The organism is Burkholderia sp. FERM BP-3421 (assembly GCF_028657905.1).
Classification (GTDB): Bacteria; Pseudomonadota; Gammaproteobacteria; order Burkholderiales; family Burkholderiaceae; genus Burkholderia.
Genome location: NZ_CP117781.1, coordinates 2,460,702 through 2,478,584, shown reverse-complemented (window position 1 = coordinate 2,478,584; position 17,883 = coordinate 2,460,702). Strand labels below are relative to the sequence as shown.

16 protein-coding genes are annotated in these 17,883 nt (G+C 69.1%); 15 read left to right on the top strand and 1 reads right to left on the bottom strand.

Annotation, left to right across the window (positions count from 1 at the left end; genetic code table 11):
- Positions 1-71: 71 nt before the first annotated feature.
- The 6 genes from Bsp3421_RS13760 to Bsp3421_RS13735 all read left to right on the top strand — a co-directional run bounded on the left by Bsp3421_RS13760 (position 72) and on the right by Bsp3421_RS13735 (position 6,707).
- Positions 72-419, top strand: coding sequence for a VOC family protein (locus tag Bsp3421_RS13760; protein WP_443111448.1), 348 nt, complete (start codon positions 72-74; stop codon positions 417-419).
- Between the two features lie 44 nt (positions 420-463).
- Positions 464-844, top strand: a complete 381-nt coding sequence (locus Bsp3421_RS13755) for a VOC family protein (protein WP_273996491.1) — start codon at positions 464-466, stop codon at positions 842-844.
- Between the two features lie 233 nt (positions 845-1,077).
- Positions 1,078-1,968: an ABC transporter six-transmembrane domain-containing protein gene (locus Bsp3421_RS13750; protein WP_273996490.1), complete on the top strand. Its 891-nt coding sequence runs from the start codon at positions 1,078-1,080 to the stop codon at positions 1,966-1,968.
- A gap of 349 nt (positions 1,969-2,317) precedes the next feature.
- A complete protein-coding gene (locus Bsp3421_RS13745; protein WP_273998397.1) occupies positions 2,318-3,553 on the top strand; it encodes a DUF1479 domain-containing protein in 1,236 nt (411 codons plus the stop codon).
- 367 nt (positions 3,554-3,920) lie between these two features.
- Positions 3,921-6,245, top strand: coding sequence for a CHASE2 and HATPase_c domain-containing protein (locus Bsp3421_RS13740; protein WP_273996489.1), 2,325 nt, complete (start codon positions 3,921-3,923; stop codon positions 6,243-6,245).
- Positions 6,246-6,365: 120 nt separating this feature from the next.
- A complete protein-coding gene (locus Bsp3421_RS13735; protein WP_273996488.1) occupies positions 6,366-6,707 on the top strand; it encodes a zinc ribbon domain-containing protein YjdM in 342 nt (113 codons plus the stop codon).
- 159 nt (positions 6,708-6,866) lie between these two features.
- On the opposite strand, the gene Bsp3421_RS13730 is transcribed toward Bsp3421_RS13735, so the two are convergent.
- Positions 6,867-9,728, bottom strand: coding sequence for a glycosyl hydrolase family 18 protein (locus Bsp3421_RS13730; RefSeq protein ID WP_273996487.1), 2,862 nt, complete (start codon positions 9,726-9,728; stop codon positions 6,867-6,869).
- A gap of 358 nt (positions 9,729-10,086) precedes the next feature.
- Here Bsp3421_RS13730 and gbpA point away from each other — a divergent pair, with 358 nt between their 5' ends.
- From gbpA to Bsp3421_RS13685, 9 genes are all read left to right on the top strand, one after another.
- Positions 10,087-11,487, top strand: coding sequence for an N-acetylglucosamine-binding protein GbpA (gene gbpA, locus Bsp3421_RS13725; protein WP_273996486.1), 1,401 nt, complete (start codon positions 10,087-10,089; stop codon positions 11,485-11,487).
- A gap of 256 nt (positions 11,488-11,743) precedes the next feature.
- Positions 11,744-12,178 carry a type II secretion system major pseudopilin GspG gene (gene gspG / locus Bsp3421_RS13720; protein WP_273996485.1) on the top strand — a complete coding sequence of 145 codons (435 nt, stop codon included), beginning with the start codon at positions 11,744-11,746 and terminating at the stop codon, positions 12,176-12,178.
- Positions 12,153-12,677, top strand: coding sequence for a lytic transglycosylase domain-containing protein (locus Bsp3421_RS13715; protein ID WP_273996484.1), 525 nt, complete (start codon positions 12,153-12,155; stop codon positions 12,675-12,677). The genes gspG and Bsp3421_RS13715 overlap by 26 nt, the downstream gene beginning before the upstream one ends.
- A gap of 2 nt (positions 12,678-12,679) precedes the next feature.
- Entirely contained in the window at positions 12,680-13,876 is a 1,197-nt protein-coding gene (locus Bsp3421_RS13710; protein WP_273996483.1) for a type II secretion system F family protein, read from the top strand.
- Between the two features lie 57 nt (positions 13,877-13,933).
- Complete coding sequence (locus Bsp3421_RS13705; RefSeq protein WP_273996482.1) at positions 13,934-15,577, top strand: GspE/PulE family protein; 1,644 nt, start codon at positions 13,934-13,936, stop codon at positions 15,575-15,577.
- On the top strand, positions 15,558-16,310 hold the full coding sequence (locus tag Bsp3421_RS13700) for a hypothetical protein (protein ID WP_273996481.1): 753 nt from the start codon (positions 15,558-15,560) through the stop codon (positions 16,308-16,310). The genes Bsp3421_RS13705 and Bsp3421_RS13700 overlap by 20 nt, the downstream gene beginning before the upstream one ends.
- The gene (locus Bsp3421_RS13695) at positions 16,307-16,837 is read left to right on the top strand and encodes a hypothetical protein (RefSeq protein WP_273996480.1); all 531 of its coding nucleotides are present in this window, start codon (positions 16,307-16,309) and stop codon (positions 16,835-16,837) included. Before Bsp3421_RS13700 ends, Bsp3421_RS13695 begins: the two co-directional genes overlap by 4 nt.
- Positions 16,834-17,388 (top strand): hypothetical protein, encoded by a 555-nt coding sequence (locus Bsp3421_RS13690; RefSeq protein WP_273996479.1) that lies wholly within the window; start codon positions 16,834-16,836, stop codon positions 17,386-17,388. The genes Bsp3421_RS13695 and Bsp3421_RS13690 overlap by 4 nt, the downstream gene beginning before the upstream one ends.
- Positions 17,385-17,876: a hypothetical protein gene (locus tag Bsp3421_RS13685; RefSeq protein WP_273996478.1), complete on the top strand. Its 492-nt coding sequence runs from the start codon at positions 17,385-17,387 to the stop codon at positions 17,874-17,876. The genes Bsp3421_RS13690 and Bsp3421_RS13685 overlap by 4 nt, the downstream gene beginning before the upstream one ends.
- Positions 17,877-17,883: the final 7 nt, after the last annotated feature.

Below are 17,883 nucleotides of genomic sequence, written 5' to 3'. Positions count from 1 at the left end.
TCGGATTGGGCGTGGCCTCATCGTGGAGGACCCGCGCGCGGGGAGCAATGCCGATGTTGTCATGGGCGTGCATGGGAGTCACCGACCTGGAACGGGCGTATGCGTTTTATGCGCCTTTGATCGGCGCGTTGCAACACGTGCTCGAATGCCGCGGGCCGGGCGGCATGGCCGGCTGGCTGGCCGCCGGCGCCGAGGGGCCGCTGTTCGTGAGCGGCCGGCCGTTCGACGACCGCGCGAGTGCGTCCGGCAACGGCACGGCGGCGGCGTTCGACGCGGCGTCGCGCGTGCAAGTCGATCCCGGCCATGCGCCGACGTGGGGCCGGCCGCCGGGGCCGCACGATCATTTGAAATTCCACGACGCGTGTTTTCGCGATCCCGACGGCAACACGCTGCGCGTATGCTGGCATTCACCGCAATGAAGACGGCCGGCCATCCGGCCGCGCCGACCGACAGGAGACCCGCCATGCCCGTGACAGGCTTCAGCCATTTCAACCTGCGCGCGCCGCGCGCGCTGCTCGATACGCTGTGCGCGTTCTATCGCGACGTCGTGGGGCTGGAAGCCGGGCCGCGCCCGGCGTCTTCCCGCTATGGCTTCTGGCTGTACGCGGGCGGGCGCGACGTGCTGCATATGAGCGAGACCTCGCCGGGCGACGTGCGCGCGGTCGATGTGTCGACGACCTTCGACCATATCGCGTTCGCGGCGACCGACCTCGCAACCGTCGAGCGCGTGCTGGCGGAGCGCGGCATGGCTTATCGGCGCATCGTCGATGCGACGAGCGCCCGCGTGCAGCTGTTTTTCCGCGATCCGGCGGGCAATGGCGTCGAGCTGAGCTTCGACGCGTGAGCCTCGGCGGCGCGCCACAAATCCGCACAGTCCGGGCCGGGGCGCCTGATTAGAATCAAAACATTACGATTTCATTTCAACGAATGGGCAGTCGTCATCGCGCGGCAAGGGCGACGTCCGGCTCGCGCCCGAGGGGAAGCGCGATCAGGGCGCCTCTCCGTCGCGCGCCGACGGGCCGCGCCGCTCGCCGCCAGCCTGTCCCCGCCTGTCCTTTACCCGCCGGTGCTCACACCATGACGATGAATTCCCCTCCCGCGGACGCCGGCCTGTCGCCGGGCCGTCTGCTGCGCGCCATCGCGGCGCGCTACCGCTCGCGCCTCGCGCTGACCTACGGACTGACTGGCGTCGAGAACATCGCGGAACTGCTGTATCCGTCGGCGATCGGCCTCGCGATCGACGGGCTGCTGTCCGGTCGCCCGCACGGGCTCGTGCCGCTGATCGCACTGTGGTTCGCGCATCTGGTGGTCGGGCTGTGCCGGCATGTGTACGACACCCGGCTGTTTACGCGCATCTATGCGCATCTGGTCGGCGACATGGTCGAGCGGCAGCGCGGCACCGGGGTCGACGACAGCCACGTGGCGGCGCGTGTCGCGCTGTCGCGCGAGGTCGTGAGCTTCTTCGAGGCCGACGCCCCCGCGATGGCGACCCACCTGATCCGGATACTCGGCGCGGCGGCGATGCTCGCGTACTACGACTGGGTGGTCGGCGCGTTCGCGCTTGCGATGCTCGTGCCTGTCATCTGGATCAACAAGCGTTTCGCCGCGCGTGCGTACCGGCTGAACAGCGCGCTCAACAATCGCCTGGAGCGCGAGATCGGCATCGTCGTCCATGCGCCGCTGCGCGTCGTGCGACGGCACTTCGAGAAGGTGCGCTTCTGGCGCGTGCGGATCTCCGACGCGGAAGCGAGAACCTGGGGCGCGGTCGATCTCGTGATGATGGCCTTCACCTTCAGCGTGCTGCTGCGCATCGGCCACGGCGGCGCGACGGTCGGGTCGATCTATGCGGTGCTGTCGTATGTGTGGATGCTGTACGAAGCGGTCAGCCAGTTGCCGATGATCGTCCAGAGCGTGTCGCGCGTGCGTGATATCGGCGAGCGGATCGCGCACGCGCCGGGCGGCGAATGAGCGGGGCGCGTCGGCGAACGGCTCGACGCGATGCGGCGGGCACGCGCTCCAACGTGCGGTATGCCGCGCGGGCGCGCCATGTGCGCGCGCCGGGCGGCGTAACGCCATGCGACCGGCACCCGCGCCAACGTGCGGCCGGCGCGCCGTGCGGGCCCCTCGGGCGTCGGGGCGATCACGTCACGGCCGGGCCGCGCGCGATTCGCGCGGGACGCCCGCCCGCGCCGTCCCGGGCGGTGGATGCGCCGATCCGGCGGAAAAGGATCGAAACTTGGCGTAAAGCGCGCCATGCGAAGCCCCGGCATGATCTACCCTGCATCGTCCCTTGGACGACCTTCAGGAGGAGATCGACATGCGCTTCGACATCGAGGATGTGCCGGCGGCCATCCGTGCGACCAAGCAGACCTTGCGCGCCGCGCTGCCCGAGCGCACTCGGGTGTTCCGCGAACTGGAAGGCGAACTCGCGCGCCAGGTCGACGAGATCCGCCGCGATGAGGCGCTTGGGCGCGACGTCATTCCCGTGCTGCATTCTGCCGACATCGCGTCGAACCGGGTCGCGCCCGGCGCGCCGGCGGCGATCCGTCGTCGCGGCGCCTGCGTGATCCGAGGCGTATTCGACGCGCAGCAGGCGCGCGACTGGAACGACGAGATCGATGCGTACGTCGACGCGAACCGCCTCGACGCGCGGCTCGCGCACCGGGCCGAGGATCGGTATTTCGGCGCGCTGGCGTCGAGCCGGCCGCAGATCTACGGCATCTACTGGTCGCGGCCGCAGGTCCTCGCGCGGCAGTCGGTCGAACTGACCCGGGTGCGGGCGTTCCTGAACGGCCTGTGGCGCGCGCACGCGGGCCTCGATCCGTCGCGCGTGCCGGCCTACGCCGATCGTCTGCGTCGCCGCCCGCCCGGATCGGCGTCGCTCGGCTTGTCGCCGCACGTCGACGGCGGCTCGGTCGAGCGCTGGCTCGGCCCGAACTTCCGGCAGGTCTACCGGCATGTGCTGGCGGGCGATTGGCGCGGCTACGATCCGTACGATCCCGCATTCCGGCCCGAGGCCGAGGAGATTCCGTCGCCCGCCGTGTGCTCGATGTTCCGCACCTTCCAGGGCTGGACCGCGCTGACGGCGCAAGGCCCGGGCGATGGCACGCTGCAGCTGATCCCAGTGGCCAATGCGATGGCCTACGTGCTGCTGCGCGCCCTGCAGGATGACGTGGCCGACGACGACCTGTGCGGCGCCCGCCCGGCGCGCGCGCTGTCGATCCTGCCCGAATGGCATGCGCTGCTGCTCGACGCGCTCGTGCCGATCCCGGCGATGCAGCCGGGGGACGCGGTGTTCTGGCATTGCGACGTGGTTCATGCGGTGGAGGACCAGCATCGCGGCAGTGGTTACAGCAACGTGATGTACATCGCGGCCGCGCCCGCCTGCGCGAAGAACAGCGCCTATGTGCGCCGCCAGTGGGCGAGCTTCGCGCGCGGCGAGAGCCCGCCGGATTTCCCCGCCGATCATTTCGAGACTGATTTCGCGGGGCGCGGCATGGCTGTCGACCTGAGCGCGCTCGGCCGCGAGCAGATGGGCGCCGAGCCGGCCTGATGCGCCGCCGGGGCGCGGGAAAAGCGGGGCGGGAGATGGTTTTAATATAAGTACTAAATCGAATTTTATTAAATCGATTAAATCCTAAAAATCGCGCCAATATGCAATCGGACTGCGTTGTCCGGCAAGATTCGGGCTTGCCCGGCGCTGCGCTTGTTCGGACTCGAACGTGCGGCCAGGCACCCGACCCGCCGCACCGGCGGGGTGCGCGTCGCAGGCGCGGCGTCGGGATTTTCCAGGCGGGGCCCCGGCGCTATATCATGCGGTGCAGGGCCCGGCCGTGCCGCTCCCGTCCCATTCCATTGGCCCGGCCCTTCGAGGCGGGCCAATGGAATGGGCCATAACAATCAGAAGAGGAACCCCGTACATGCTGCCCAGATGGTTCGATCGCATCGCGCGCCGGGTGTCCGGGGGCCGTCCATCCGGCTGGCTGCTCGCGCTGGTCCTGCTTGCGTTGACCGCGCTCGGCTATACGCCGTCGGTCGAGACGCTGTTCGCGCCGCTCGATCGCGTGCACTGGGATCTGGTTTCGCGCCACGACAACGCTGCGCACCGCGGCAAGGTCGCGGTGGTGGTCGTCGATGCGCGCACGATCGCGGCGCTCGGGGCGAGCGCCAGCTACGCGCGGGCGACGCATGCCCGCCTGCTCGAACGGCTCGACGGCGCGGCGAGCGTTGCACTCGATTTCACGCTGGTCAGCCCGAATCCGCAGGACGCGGTGCTGGCGCGCGCGATCGCGCGGCACGGGCGGGTCGTGCTGACCGAGCAGTCCAACGCCGTGGCGGGCCGCACCGACGTCGTGCTGCCGCCGGCGGCGCCGCTCGCGCGGGCGGCGGCGGCGATCGGGCAGCGCAACCTCATGCTCGGCGCCGATCACGCGGTGCAGGGCATCGTGCCGTTCCTGAAGGTCGACGCGTCGGGCACCGAGGAGCCGCACGTCGCGCTGCAGATGCTGCGCGTCGCCGGCCTGCCGTTGCCGCTCGGCGACGTGCGCCACTACGCGCAGGACCACGTGACGACGATGGGGCACATCGTGCACGATGCGCTCGCGCTGTCGTTGCCGCGCCAGTTCGATCTTCAGCAGTACTCCTATGTCGACGTGCTGGACGGACGCGTGCCGGCTTCCGCGTTCGCTGGGCGCGTCGTGTTCGTCGGCGACACCGCGACGGATCTGTCCGGCGGTCCTTACGTGCTGTCTGCGGCGGGGCGGCCCCTGAGCCGGGTGCAGGTCGATGCGCTTGCCACCGACGCGCTGCTGGGCGGCCATCTGATCCGGCGCGTGCCGTACGCGTTGCAGGTGCTGATCGGCCTCGCGGTCGCGCTCGGCATGATCGTGATCTGCACGCGCGCGTCGGGGGCCCGGCTCTACGGGCTCGCGCTCGGATGGGTCGCGTTGTTCGTCGCGAGCGCGATGGCGGTGCCGCTGGGGTGCGGCTACTGGATGCCGGCCGGCCCGACCGTGGTGATGTGCGGCGTGATCTACGCGATCTACGGCTGGCGTCGCGCGAGCGCGACGCACAGCTTCCTGCGGCGGGAGTTCGATGCGCTGCGCGCGGGCGGCGGCCGGCATCTCGCGAACCTGGCGCCGGCCGCGACGTCGGAGGCCGCGAGCCCGGCGCCGATTGACGGGATCACCGAGCTGATGCAGCAGATCCGCGCGTCGCGCACCGCGTATGTCGACCTCATCCGCGCGCTGCCTTATCCGGTGTTCGTCGAGCAAGGGGCGCAGCTCGTGCTCAGCAACGAACAGGGGCAGGAAATGCTCGCCCGCCTCTCCCGCCTCGCCGGTGCCGACGGTGACCGCGCGATGCTCGCGCTCGCGCGCGACGAGATCCGTGCGGCAAAGGCGGCGCGCGCGATCCGGACGGTCGAGCTGGAGATCGACGGCCGCATTCACATGATGATGGTGACGCCGTTCGGCGACGGCGGCGATCACGGCGATGCGGGCAGCATGATCTGCTTCGTCGACGTGCACGACATTCGCGCCGCGGCGGAGAGCGACCGCCTGACCCTGCGGAGCATGGCACACGATCTGCGCAACCCGCTCGCGACGATGCTGGCCTTGCTCGAGGAGCGCAGTGCGCGCGGCGCGGGTGCGAGCGCGGATGCGGATTTCCTCGGCGATCTGCACCGGCTCGTCGACTACAGCCTGCGCGTCGCGCAGGACTTCACGCAGCTCGCGCGCGCCGAGCATCTCGATGCGCGCAGCTATCTGCCCGTGTCGCTGAACGATCTCGCGGCGGAGGCCGTGGATCAGGTCTGGCACAGCGCGACCGCGAAGCGGATCGAGGTCGGAGGGCCGCACGACGAGGGCGAGGAACTGTTCGTGCTCGGCCATCGCGACATGCTGCTGCGTGCGCTCGTGAACCTGCTCGACAACGCGATCAAGTATTCGAGCGAAGGCACCGAGATCGACGTCCGGATCCGCCGGCAGGGCGACGAGGTTGCGCTCGGCATCGAGGATCACGGATTCGGGATTCCAGCGGCAGCGCTTCCGCGCCTGTTCGAACCGTTCTTCCAGGTCGACGGCGCGCGCGCCGATGCGAGCCAGGGCGTCGGGCTCGGCCTGCCGTTCGTGCAGACCGTGATCACGCGTCATGGCGGGCGGGTGGAGGTGGAATCGGTGCTGGGCGAAGGCAGCCGCTTCACGGTGCGGCTCGCGCGCACCGAAGCTGCACGGCTCGAGGAATGAGTGAGCCGGGGGGACGCGGCGCGTGCGGCCGATCCGCGCAGCCGGTCGGGCGGGACCCGGGCCGGATGCGCGGGCGGCTATACTGGCGCGCTTTATTGGATTTCACCCGAAGGATCGCCGATGAGCACATTGCCCCCTTGCCCGAACTGCCAGGCCGACTACACGTATGAGGATGGCGCGCTGCTGGTCTGCCCGTCCTGCGCGCACGAATGGTCGGCGCAGGATGCCGCGCCGGCCGAAGCGGCCGGCCGCGTCTATCGCGATGCCGCCGGCAACCTGCTCAACGACGGCGACACCGTGACGGTCATCAAGGACCTGAAGCTGAAAGGCGGCTCCGGCGTCGTGAAGATGGGCACCAAGGTCAAGAACATCCGCCTCGTCGACAGCGATCATGACATCGATTGCAAGATAGACGGGTTCGGCGCGATGAGTCTCAAGACGGAATTCGTGCGGAAGGCGTGAGCGCGACGGTTCGGGCGTGCCAGGCGGACGGCAGGCCGCGCAAGCGCTCGCGACCCTGCCGGGTGAGAACGCTTGCATGGATTGCCCCGGGCGTGCGGGAGCCGGCTGGGCCGGCTCCCGTCTTTCACGCTGGATCATCCGTATGCACGGATGGCATCGTCATTTGCCGTTGTAGACCTCCCATGCCTGATTCCAGGCGCTGCCCTTGCCGGGTTCGTATGCCCACTTGGCCATCGAGCACCAGCCGCTGAACGGCGCGGGCTTGCAGCGGTAGAGCTTGCCGTCGTTCGACACGATGTCGCCGGCGTTGTAGCTGGCGCCTTCCTGGTATGCGGGGTGGTTGCCGCCGCCGCTGCCGCCGCCGTTGCCGCCGCCGTTGCCGTTGCCGCCGCCGTTGCCGCCGCCGTTGCCACCGCCGTTGCCACCGCCGTTGCCGCCGCCTTCGCCCACCAGCGTCCACGCATCGTTCCACGCGAAACCCTTGCCAGGTTCATAGGCGCTCGGCGCACCCGAGCACCAGCCGCTGTACGGGAACGGCTTGCACTGGTACAGCTTGCCGAGGTTCGACACGATGTCGCCCGCCCGATACGGCGTGCCGGACTGGTATTGCGGATGCTGGCCGCCTGCACCGCCGCCGTTGTCCTGCGCCTTCACGCGCACCGCGTGCCTGGCCGTCGACGCGAGCTTGCCGTCGCTGACCGTCACCGCGAACTCGAAGGTCTGGTCGGCCTTCAGCGCCGGCGCCGTGAAGTTCAGCGTCGCGCCGTTCGGCTGTGCGCCGATGCCGTTGGGCACGGTCCACTTGAAGCTCAGCTTGTCGCCGTCCGGATCGCTCGACTTCGCGGCCGACAGCGTGACCGGCTGGTTCGCCCCGGCCGTCGTCGGGCCGCTCAGGTCGGCGACAGGCGGGCGGTTCTCGCCCGGCCCGGTCACGGGTTCCGCCTTCGCGACGATGGTCACGTCGGCGCTCGACGAGAGCCCGGCCGGATCCTTGACCGTCACGCGGAACGCGAAGCGCGTGTCCTGTTCGACCGCGGGCACCTTGACCGTGGTCTTCGCGCTGGCCGGGTCCGCGATCGTCAGCGCCGCGCCATGGATCTGTTCCCACTTGTAGGTCAGCTGGTCGCCATCGGGGTCGCGCGACTTCGATGCGTCGAGCGCCACCGTCTGCGCGCCCGTCACCGTCGCACCCGTGCCCGCGTCCGCGAGCGGCGGGCGGTTCGGCGTACCGCCGCCGCTGCCGCCGTCGTGGCCGAGGCCCTCGTGCATCGCGTTGAGGATGTCGCCGTTGTCCGCGTCGATCTCCCACGAGAACATGCCGCCCAGCCGATGCTTGCGCACATAGTCGCCCTTCGCGTGCACCGAGCGCGCATTGTCGTACGTGACGAGTTCGCCCGTGCTCTTGTTGAACACATACGGCGCCTCGGCCTGCTGGTCGTAGTGGAACTCGAAGCCGTTGATGCCCGTTTCGTTCGGCCCGATCATCTTCGCGACCATGGCCTTGTAGTCGAGGATGCCTGGCTCCCAGCCGCCGCCGATCGGCCCCGTCGCCTTGCCGGTGAACGGGTTGCCGTCGGTATAGCCGGACACGCCGGTCCAGCCGCGGCCGTAGGCCGCCGCGCCGACCACGAGCTTCTTCGGATCGACGCCCTGGTCCAGCAGGGCCTTGATCGAGTTGTCCGTCGTATACGCGGTGTCGGGCTTCCAGGCCGGCGCGTAGAGCGCGGTCTGGTGTCCCAGCTCCGTCATGCTGAACGCACCGTAGTAGTCGTACGTCATGTCGAAGATGTAGTCCATGTACTGCGTGGCGTTCTTGTAGTTCACCACGTCGATCTTGTCCTTGCCCGCGCCGATCGCCGAGGTCAGCTCGTAGGTCTTGCCGGTGTCCTTCGACACGCGGTCGAGCATCTGCCGCAGTTCCTTCATCAGCGTCACGTACAGCGCGCCGTCCGTCTGCGGATTGCCGAGCGCGCCGTTCGCGCCCTTGCCGCCGGGGAATTCCCAATCGATGTCGATGCCGTCGAAGAACTTCCAGGTGCGCAGCAGCTGCTCGGCGGAATCGACGAACACCTTGCGCTTGCCCGCGTCGTGCAGGTGGAAGAACGGATCGGACAGCGTCCAGCCGCCGATCGACGGCAGGATCTTCAGGTTCGGGTTGCGCTTCTTCGCGGCCATCATCTGGCCGAGCACGCCCTTGAGCTGCGACTTGGCGGTCTGGCCCGGCAGCGTCATGCCGATCTCGCCCCAGGTGTCGTGGATCGCGACGCTGAAGTCAGGCAGCCCCGCGCAGGTCTGCTGCAGCGCGCGGAACGAATTCGGCACGTCGCGCGCGAGCGAGGCGTTGATGTCGGCGCCGCCGCAGATCGGCACGAAGCCGTACAGGATGTGCGTGAGGTTCTCGACCGGCACGTTGTCGACGTTGAACTTGCGGTCGTACACGGACCAGGTCGCGAAATAGGTGCCGACCACCGAGTCGGAGCGGTTCGCGAACGGCTTGTGGTTCTTGCTCGCGTTGTTCGGCAGCGGATCGGCGAGTTCCGGGATGGTGTCGAACACGATCACGTCGAGCGGCGCGCTGTCGGTCGAGGCGCCGTTCGCATCGACCACGCGAACCTGCATCTTCTTCACGCCCGGGGTCTTGACTCGGGTGACCACCTTGCCGCTTTGCGTGCCGCCCGGGGTGAGCTTGATCTCGGAGTCGGCATCGACGACGCCGTCGACCACCGCGAGCGCCTTCACGGCGGTGCCGTTGCTCCAGATGTCGAAGGGCAGTGGGACGTTGACGTTCTTGTTGAGCTTGACGACGTCCTTGTACGGGGCGCTGCCGGCCTTCTGCAGGTCGATCTCCACGAAGCCGTGCGGCTGCGAGGTGATTTCATAGGCCTTGAGGCTCGGCGCGCCGGGCGCGGCGAGCGCGGCGTTCGCGAAACACAGCGCGCTGGCCGCCGCGATGGTCGCGCAGATCAGCGTCTGCGCGCGCTCGTTCGTAGGCGGGTAGTGCGACGGCGAGCGAGGTTGCATGTTAAGTATCTTCAATTTGCGGGTCATCCTTGAGTGATGAAAGGCGTGTCTGGATCGACCCGCGCATTCTTTTTCAATGCGCATGCGCCGGCAAAGAATCTCAACGCTTGCTCAATCGCGGCGCCGGACGTTGATAAATCATTCAGGATGGTTGGGCGGAAGCGGGATGGCCCGCACACTGCGATCCGCATCCGGGCAATGCAGGAATGCGCGATGCATGGGCGCCGGGGCTTGCCGCCGGCATTGAGTCACGCCCGAACCCATTTCCGATCAACCGATTCCTTAAATCCATCTCATGAGCAAGCATTCAGCGAGTCGTACGCTATTCAAACTTTCGCCGTTCGTCGCATGCGCAACGATGTTCTTCGCGCAACATGCGTTCGCGCACGGCTACCTGTCCGATCCGCCGTCGCGCAACCTGCTGTGCAGCTCGAAGGCAGGCTCGCCGCAGAACGCCAACTGCGGTTCCGTCACCTACGAACCGCAGAGCGTCGAAGGCAAGCAGGGCTTCCCGCAAGCGGGCGCGCCTGACGGCCAGATCCCGAGCGGCGGCGTGGTGCAGTTCAGCGAGCTGAACGAGCAGAACGCCGTGCGCTGGAAGATCCTCGACCTGAAGCCGGGCCGGCACGATTTCAAGTGGACGTTCACTGCGCCGCACGTCACCAAGGAATTCAAGTACTACATCACGAAGCAGGGTTGGAATCCGAACGCACTGTTGACGCGTGAACAGTTCGACCTGACGCCGTTCTGCACGATCGACGGCGGGATGAAGAAGGCCAACGAGATCGGGCCGCACGGCTGCACGATCCCGTCCGATCGCACCGGCCATCACGTGATCCTGTCGACGTGGCACGTCGGCGATACGGCGGGGATGTTCTACAACGTCGCCGACGTCAACATCACGAAGGACGGCGGCGGGACCGATCCGGGCAAGCCGGGCTGGAAGGACGTCGGCGACATCATGCCGTCGCAGCACGACCTCGGGGTCGGCGACAAGGTGCATAACCGCGTGTTCGGAGCCAGCGGCGAGATCGCCGGCATGAAGACCTCGATGACGATCTCGTCGGCGCAGAACGGTGAGAAGAACATGTGGCCGATGCTGCTCGCGAAGGAAATCAATCGCACCCAGTCGGCGAAGCTGATGGCGGGCGTGAAGAACGGCGGCGCGATCGAGCCGGTGCCGGGCATGAACGACGTGTACGCGAAGGACGGCAGCGGCGTCACGCGCACCGAGACCACGGTCGAGAAGAAGCCGGAAGGCGGCATCGACGAGGGCTTCAGCATCTCCAACAACAACGAATTCAAGATCGAGAACGGCAAGGCGACCGCGAAGTTCTTCCTCAAGTTCAACCACGCGAAGGAAACCGACGTCGGCCTCAAGGTGTTCGACGGCAGCCAGAAAATGGTTGGCTCGACGAGCGCCAAGATGAAGTCGCAAGGCGATCTGTCGGTCGACATCGCGAACGCGAAGGCCGGCCCGCACACGGTCGTGGCGACCTCGCAGATCCAGGGCGGCAAGCTGGTGCAGGAATCCAGCACGTTCAAGCTGGTCGGCGATTCGGGCGGCGGCGAAGGCGCGCAGTGCGCGTCGGCGTGGGCGCAGGCCGCGGCCTACACGGGCGGCGCGAAGGTGCAGCACCAAGGTCGCACCTACGAGGCACGCTGGTGGACCCAGGGCGAGATCCCGGGCTTGCCGGCGACCACGGGCGCCGATTACACCGGCAAGGTGTGGAAGGATCTGGGCGCGTGCGCGAAGTAAGCCGCAACCGCTGATCCGGCCTGTCCGACGGGCCGCGCATCCCTGCGGGTGCGTGGCCCGTCCCCTTCCGGCGGCGCCGCGTTGAGACTTCTTTGAGCAAGTTTGAGGCGAACGCGGCGCCCCCGGAAAATAGCCTTTTCTCGTCAACCCTCGTTCACTTGTCCGGCGTGACGCATGCAACGACAGCGGCACGCGCCGCGATTCGAACGCCGGATTCCACGCGACCTCGCTCGCGTCATCACCCAGGACATCTACCGTGAAATTGAATCGTGCCGTACGTCGCGGCGTGCAACGCGGCTTTACTCTTTTGGAATTGCTTGTCGTACTTCTGATCATCGCGCTGCTGGCCGGCTACGTCGGCCCGAAGCTGTTCTCCCAGGTCGACAAGGCCAAGGTGCGCTCGACCGAGGCGCAGATGAAGACGCTCGGCGATGCGCTGACCCAGTTCCGGCTCGACACCGGCCGCTATCCGAGCGCCGACGAGGGGCTCGATGCGCTGGTCGCGCAGCCGCAGGGCGCGGATGGCTGGAGCGGGCCGTATCTGGCGAAGGCGGTGCCGAAGGACGCATGGGGCCGCGCCTATCAATGGAACGTACCGGGCCGCGACGGCGAGGCGGAAGTGGCCTCGCTCGGTCGCGACGGTCGCACGGGCGGGAGCGGCGTCGATGCGGACCTCGTTCACGGCATGTAAGAGCGGCCTGCGCGCCGCATGCCGCCGGCTGGTCGCGGCGGCGCTGCTCGCAGGCTGCGCGCCGAGCGCGCTGGCGCAGGACTGCTGGTCCCGCGCGGGCGATCGCCACGGTCTCGATCCGCTGCTGCTGGTGGCGATCGCGCAGGTTGAATCAGCGATGAATCCGCGCGCCTTCAACCGCAACCGCAACGGCACCTACGACATCGGCCTGATGCAGATCAACAGCACGCATCTGCCGCGCCTCGTGAAAGTCGGCGTGACGCGCCAGCGCCTGGTCGACGAGCCCTGTACCTCGATCGACACAGGCGCGGCGATTCTCGCGGGCTTCGTCGAGCGCCACGGCTACACCTGGAATGCGGTGGGGGCGTACAACGCCGGTTCCGCGGCGAAACGCGCCCCCGCGCGCAAGGCCTATGCGACCCGGGTGTGGGAGGTCTACCGCGAGCTGACCCTCGATCGGGCCGGCAGTCTCGCGCTGCTGGCCGAATGGCGGAGGTGAGCATGCACGCGTTCCAGGTTCGCCTGCTCGACGGCGGCAAGGTCGTCGAGCGCACCGTGCAGGCCACGGACGAGGCCGATGCGCGTGCGCAGGTTGGCGCGGCCGGCGCGGGCGCGGCCGGCATCGTCCTGCAGGTCCGGCGGCGCGGCCGCACCGGCGCGCGCGGTCGGCGGCCGGCGTTCGAACTTGCGCTGTTCCTGCAAGAGCTGTCGACCTTGCTCGATGCGGGGCTGGTGTTGATCGAGGCGCTCGAAGCCCTGCGCGACAAGACGGGCGGCGGCAAGGGCGCGAAATCCGTGATCGACCGGATCCTCGCCGTGATGGTCGAGGGCCAGCCGTTCTCGAAGGCGCTCGCGAAGCAGCCGGACGCGTTTCCCGCGCTGCTGGTCGCGACGGTCGAATCGTCCGAAGGCAGCGGCCAGCTGCCCGTGGTGCTCAAGCGTTACCAGCAGTACGAAACGCGCATCGCGCAGATCCGCAAGCGGGTGACGGGCGCGCTCGTCTATCCGGCGCTCGTGATCGGCGTCGGGGTCGGCATCCTGATGTTCATGGCGTTCTTCGTGATCCCGCGCTTCTCGGCGGTGTTCGAGACGATGAACACACTGCCCGCGACCGCGCAGGCGATGCTGTGGTGGTCGCGTCTGCTCGAGGCGCGGGGCGCCGTGATCGGCGCGGCGCTCGTCGCGCTCGCGGCGGCGGCCGTCGCGGCGGTGCGCGGCGGGCTCGCGGGCCGCATCGGCCTGAAGCTGCTGTGGCGTCTGCCGAAGCTGCGCGACATCGCGGCGCTGTTCGCGCTGACCCGTTTCTATCGGACCGTCGGCCTGCTGATCGGTGGCGGTACGCCGGTGCTCGCCGCGCTGGAGCTGGCGGGGAAGATCCTGCCCGCGCACTTCCATGCGCGGCTGGCCGCCGCGCTCGCGGCGCTGCGCGCCGGCCGGCCCGTATCGGCCGTGCTGGCGGGGCAAGGTCTCACCACTTCGGTCGCCGAACGGTTGTTGCGGGTCGGCGAGCAGAGCGGTGATCTCGGCGGGATGTGCGAGCACATCGCGCAATTTCACGACGGCGCGCTCGATCGCGCGATCGAGATGCTCAGCAAGGTGCTCGAACCCGTGCTGATGCTGGCGGTCGGCGCGACGGTCGGCGCGGTGGTCGTGCTGCTTTACATGCCGATCTTCGAACTGGCGGGCAGCATCGGCTGACCCGGCGGGATGCGCGCGGGCCGCGCGCCATACGAAACAGAACAGGAAACACTGCACATGAAAGCGAACTCTATCGTGGAAAACTGGCGCGGCGGGGCGGCGGACGCCGGGCTCGCGCTGGCCGACTACCTCGGCCGGCAACTCGCGGCCGAGCCGGCGGGCCTGGCCGACGCGGCCGCGTCGCTCGGGCTTGCCGCGGTCGCGTCCGACGCCTTGCGCAGCGCGCCGACGCGCTTCGACCTGCTGCCGCTGCACGATGCGCTGACCCTGCGCGTGTTGCCCGTCGAACTCGAGGGCGAACCGTGCCTGGTCCTCTCGGACCCGTTCGCGCGCCGGGTGCGCGATGCGCTGTTCGCACGCTTCGCGCGCCGCGCGGTGAGGCTCGCGATGAGCCTGCCGGGCGAGGTCGAGCGGCTGCTCGGCGAAGCCGAAGCCGGGGAGCGCCTGATGGACGGTGACGTGACGGTCGACGGTCACGGCGACTCGCTCGCGCAGGCGATCGAGTCGATCACGCTGACGAGTATCGCGAAGGACGAGAGCCCGGTGATCCGGCTCGTCAACATGACGCTGTACGACGCGCTGCAAAGCCGAGCGAGCGATATCCACCTGGAGGCCGTCCCCGACGGGCTGTCGATCCGCTACCGGATCGACGGCGTGCTGCAGCCGATTCGCCGGATTCCCGGGGTGGAGGTGGCGACGCAGACGCTCGCGCGCCTCAAGGTGCTCGCGACGCTCGACATCGCCGAGAAGCGCGTGCCGCAGGACGGTCGTTTCAAGGTGGTGCTGCAGGGCCGCGAGATCGATTTCCGCGTGTCGGTGATCCCCGGCACCTACGGCGAGAACGCGGTGCTGCGGGTGCTGGACAAGTCGCAGCGCGGCGACCAGGTGAGTCTGGACATACTCGGCTTCGATGCGCGCACGGCGCAGCGGATCCGCGCGCTCGCGCATCTGCCGTACGGACTGATGCTCGTGACCGGTCCGACCGGCAGCGGCAAGTCGACCACGCTCTATGCGGTGCTGTCGGAAGTGAATACCGGCGACGACAAGATCATCACGATCGAGGACCCGGTCGAATACGAGTTGCAGGGCGTGCTGCAGATCCCGGTCAACGAGCGCAAGGGGCTGACCTTCGCGCGCGGATTGCGCGCGATCCTGCGGCACGATCCGGATACGGTGATGGTCGGCGAGATCCGCGACGAGGAGACCGCGTCGATCGCGGTGCAATCGGCGCTGACCGGCCACCGCGTGCTGTCGACGGTGCACGCGAACGACGGCTTCAGCGTGATCGATCGCTTCATCTACATGGGCGTCGAGCCTTCGACGTTTCTCGAGGCGCTCAACGGCGTGGTGTCGCAGCGGCTCGTGCGACGGATCTGCCCGGACTGCGGCGCGCCCGCGGGCGAGGGCGAGGGCGCGTCGCTCGCCGGCGCGTCGCTCGACGACCTCCAGCATCTGGTGCGGCCGGGAGCGGGTTGCGAGACCTGTCGCGGCACCGGCTATCAAGGCCGGATCGGACTGGCCGAGATCCTGCCGATGGATGCGTGCATGAAGGCGGCCCTGCTCGAACGTTCGCTCGAGAAGCGTGCGCGTGCGCTGGCCGACAGCCTCGAATACCAGTCGATGCGGGCGGCGGGCCTCGCCGCGATCCGCCAGCGCCTGACCACGTTCCAGGAGGTGCAGCGTGCGATCGCTCTTCAATGACGTCTACGTGATGGTGGACGCCGACCAGCTGCGCGTGTGGGCCGGCCCGGACGCGGATGCGCGCTGCGGCGGCGCGCCGTGCTTCGCGGCCGAGCATGGCGGCGAACCGGCCGAACTGCTCGCGCGGGCATTGGCGGACCTGCCGAAGGCGCGTCCTGCGCTGCGCAACCGCGTGCAGGTGCTGCTTGCCCATCCGTGGGCGCAGGGCGTCGTGCTGCCGTGGCAGGATGGTCTGTGCTCGTCGACCGGGTGGGACGCCTATGGGCGGGCGCTGCTCGAACCTCATGCGCCGGGCGTGCCGCTCAGCGTGCGCGTCGCGCACGTCGGCTTTGGCCGTGCGCGGCTCGCGATCGCGGTGCGCGAGGATCTTTTGGGCGCGCTGGCCGAGGCGAGCCGCGCGGCGGGCTGGACCTTGACGCGCTGTCGCGACCTGTTGTCGTTCGTGCTGCGCGAATACGCGGCGCGGCGGGTCGACGCCGACTGCCGGATCGCGCTGTTGCAGCCGGGCGCGCTGACCTGCCTGTTCCGGTGGGGCGGCGAGTGGGCCGATCTCGTCACCCTGCCGAGCCTGCGGGGCCAGCGCGTGAGCGACCTGCTCGATGCGGCGGCGCTCGTGAGCGAGGCGGATGTGACGGGGCCGATCTATCTGTACGCGCACGATGCCGCCCGCGTGGCGCCCGATTGCGGGGACGCCGTGCTGCTCGGCGACGTCGCCGACGAGGTGCCGGCATGAGACGCGCCGAAACGATCGATTTCGCGACGCCGCGCCGTCGGCTGACGCCGTGGGGCGCCGCGGCTCTGGGCGCGGCGGCCTGCGCGGCGTTGCTGGTCGCGCAAGCGTTCGCGGAGCTCGGCGGGTTGCGCGACGAGGTCGAGCGGATCGAACAGCGCATCGAGCAGCGGCAGCGCGCGGCGGAGCGCGAGCAGCGTCGTCAGAAGCAGCTGACGCCCGAGCAGAAACGCATCGAGCGCGTGATCCGCGAGCAGCGCATGCCGATAACGGGGTCCGGAATGCCGGTGGTCGACTGGATCGAACAGGCCTGGACCCCGCAGATCGCGCTGACGTCGATCGTCGTCGACAAGGCCGGCACGGAAGCGCGCATCGAAGGCGCGGCGTCCGACCTGTCGCATATCTATCTGTTCGTGTCGCGTCTGAACGATCGGCATGCGGAGCGCCGCACCGGTCTGTTGCAGCACCGGACCAAGGTGATCGACGGTCGTTCCATCTATCTCTTCAGCTTGAGCGTGGAGTCGCCATGAAACGTCTGAGTGCGATCGATACGGGCGCGCTGCGCGCGCGCCTGCACTGGGCCGTCTTTGCGGCGGGCCGCCGGCTCGGGCCGCTCGGGATGCTCGCGGGCGCCGTGCTGGCGGTGTCGCCGCTGCTGTATACGGCCCATCTGGGCCCGGAGACGGAGCGGCTCGAAGCCGCGCGCGCCGAGCACCGGCGCACGCTCGCGGCGTTGCCGAGGCCGGACGTCGCGCGCGGCGCGGGCGGCATGACGCTGCGCGACGTGCAGCAGTTGCGCAGCAGCGAGCAGGCCTATTCGGTGTTCGAGATCCTGATGAAGCATGGCGTCGAGCGCAAGCACGCGACCTACCGCCGCGAGGCCGAGGTCAAGGGCCAGTTGCGACGGCTGACGATCGGCATCGCGGCGTCGGGCACCTACCTGGCCGCGCGCGAGGCGCTGCGCGCGATCGCCGATCAGCCGATGGCGCGGATCGAGAGCGTCACGTTCGAGCGCGAGAAGATCGACAGCCCGCTGCTCGACATCACGTTGCGCATCAGCCTGCTGGGGCCGGACGCATGAGCGCCGCCATCAGGGCCTGGCGTGCGGCTGCGCTGGCCGCGCCCTTGCTGCTCGGGGCGGCGACGGGCCAGGCCGAGCCGCCGGACGCGCCGTCGCGCGTGGTGATCGAGGTGTTTCCGGCGCAGAACTGGGCCGGACTGGGCGCCGATGCGCCGCCGATCGCCGAGCCGACGCTTGCGCCCGAACTGCCGGCGCAAGTCGATCCCGATTCGTTCGGCGCGGCGGATGCCGCGCCGCCGGCCGCCGCGCCGCTGCCGTTCCGGCTGAGCGGCGAGTGGCGCGACAACGGCCGGCGCATCTTCGTGCTCGACGGCGCGCCGGGCCTGCGCCTGCTGTGCGAGCAGCGCTGCGCGCTGCGCGACGCATTGCGGCCGGGCGACGAGATCGCGCCGGGCTACCGCTTCGAAGCGGTGCGGCCGGCCGGCGTGCTGATCCGGACCGAAGACGGCGCGACGCATACGCTGCCGATGCCGGGCCGCGCGCCCTGAACCCCAT